2 protein-coding genes and 1 pseudogene are annotated in these 2,000 nt (G+C 63.4%); 2 read left to right on the top strand and 1 reads right to left on the bottom strand.

The window, feature by feature from the left end:
• Positions 1-107 precede the first annotated feature (107 nt).
• Entirely contained in the window at positions 108-569 is a 462-nt protein-coding gene (locus tag EN780_RS32930) for a response regulator (RefSeq protein ID WP_128276353.1), read from the top strand.
• A 39-nt stretch (positions 570-608) separates the two neighbouring features.
• On the opposite strand, the gene EN780_RS32925 is transcribed toward EN780_RS32930, so the two are convergent.
• Entirely contained in the window at positions 609-1,322 is a 714-nt protein-coding gene (locus EN780_RS32925) for an HAD family hydrolase (RefSeq protein WP_128276352.1), read from the bottom strand.
• Positions 1,323-1,488: 166 nt separating this feature from the next.
• Here EN780_RS32925 and EN780_RS32920 point away from each other — a divergent pair.
• Positions 1,489-2,000, top strand: a pseudogene (locus EN780_RS32920) (glutamine synthetase); the annotation flags it as partial.

The following is a 2,000-nucleotide window of genomic DNA, read 5'->3' as shown; positions in this document are numbered from 1 at the left end:
ATATTCCAGATGTTAGCCATTTCAGCTTGACACCGGCGGCAATCTCACGCCAATTGTTCCTCAGGTTTCAACCCTGCATTGAAACAGAGACGAGTGCCCGCCCGCCCATGAGCCCCACTAATCGAGAGACCAGGACTGCAGACCACCCCAATGCGGCGGCTCGCGGCACGGATGCTGGCCTGGCGACGGATTTCTCGCAGGTGCTGGTCATCGGACGATCCCCGATCAATCGCGTCGTCGTGGCGAAAATCGTCGAGAAATCAGGGCTGAAGCCGATTTCCGAATCGCCTGAAACGGCCGCGAAGGCGCTGCGGGGCCTCATTCCCGGCGCAGTCGTGCTCGATGGCGGCGCCGACAACAAGGACTGCGATGCGCTGATCTCCGGCATCGACGCGCTCAGGCGGATCTCGGGCAAGGCATTGCCTTCGGTGATCCTGCTTTCAACCAAGACTGGCACACCGGAGAGCCTCGGCCTATCCAGCGTAATCGATGCCGTGGTCGCCAAGCCGATCACTCCCGAAAGGCTGCAACCGGTGATCGACCGGCTGATCGGGCTCGTGCGCGGCTGACTAGAAATTCGGGTCGACCGGCCGCAAATCTCGACAGGCTCAGCCAGCCGTGACGATGCCTTCGATCAGCGCAGGCAATTGCCCGAGATCGGCGATCTGGCGAAAACGCGGCGCGGTCGTCGGCGCCTCGACATGCTCGAGCACCCAGGTCAACTCGTGCGGCACGTGCACGCCCCAGCCGCCGGCCTCGATGGCCGGCACGACGTCGGACTTCAGCGAGTTGCCGACCATCATGCTTTTCCCCGGCCCGTCGCCGTGGCGACTGAAGACACGGGCATAGGTGGCCGCGCTCTTGTCGCTGACGATCTCGACGGCGTCGAACAGATCGCCGAGGCCCGATTGCGCCAGCTTGCGCTCCTGGTCGAAAAGGTCGCCCTTGGTGATGAGCACGAGACGATAGGCGCCGGCCAGTTTCTCCACGGTCTCGCGCGCATGCGGCAGCGGTTCGATCGGATGACTGAGCATCTCGCGTCCGGCGGCAAGGATCTCGGCGACGACCGACCCCGGCACGCGGCCACCGCTGACGTCGATGGCGGTTTCGATCATCGACAGCGTGAAGCCCTTGATGCCGAAACCGTAGACGGCAAGGTTGCGCCGCTCGGCCTCGAGCAGCCTTGCCGAAACATGATCGGCCTCGCCATGCTCGGCAAGCAGCCCTGCGAAGCGCTTCTCCGTCAAGCGGAAAAACTGCTCGTTCTGCCACAGCGTGTCGTCGGCATCGAAGCCAATCGTCGTCAATTCATGGCTGGTCATGGCTGTCCTGCGTTCGGCGCGTAAGGTGGTCGCGTTTCGCGAGGCGTCGAACCTAAGCTCACCGCCGCGAATTTCAACCGCGGTGGCGACCGTTCGAGCGGCTCCCCTTCCCTTCCTTCGCCGGCCACGGCTATACTTCGCCATCCGCAACCCAATCTGGTGATTGATGCCGCCTGCAAAAAAGGAAGTCCGTCCGTCGAGCCGCGGAGGACGCGCCCGCACGCCTGCTTTCGTGAAAAGCCAACGTGGCGTCAAGAACTGGAAGGAAGTCAGCGCCTGGCTGGAATGGCGCGGCATCGAAGACATCGAATGCATCACGCCCGACCAGGCCGGCGTTGCCCGCGGCAAGATGATGCCGTCGAAGAAATTCACCTCCAACACTTCGCTGGCGCTGCCCTCGGCGGTGTTCATGACGACGATTTCCGGCGGCTATCCGGAAGACGGCAACGGCTTCCACTATCCTGAGGATGACGGCGACCTCAAGTTGATGCCGGACCTTTCGACGTTGACCGTGGTGCCGTGGGAAGAGGACCCGACGGCGGCTGTCATCTGCGACCTCGTCCACCAGGATGGGCGCTCGGTCGAGTTCACGCCGCGCAACGTCTTGAAGCGCGTGCTCGCCGCCTACGCCGATCGCGGGCTGAAGCCGGTGGTGGCGCCCGAGATCGAGTTCTACCT

Origin of the sequence: Mesorhizobium sp. M4B.F.Ca.ET.089.01.1.1 (assembly GCF_004022605.1) — a bacterium.
GTDB lineage: Bacteria > Pseudomonadota > Alphaproteobacteria > Rhizobiales > Rhizobiaceae > Mesorhizobium > Mesorhizobium abyssinicae.
This window is presented reverse-complemented; position numbering and strand designations above follow the sequence as displayed.

What these genes read in the sequence shown, in the direction of transcription:
- EN780_RS32930 (WP_128276353.1), top strand. Translation starts at nt 108, where the DNA reads ATGAGCCCCACTAATCGAGAGACCAGGACTGCAGACCACCCCAATGCG.
- EN780_RS32925 (WP_128276352.1), bottom strand. Translation starts at nt 1,322, where the DNA reads ATGACCAGCCATGAATTGACGACGATTGGCTTCGATGCCGACGACACG.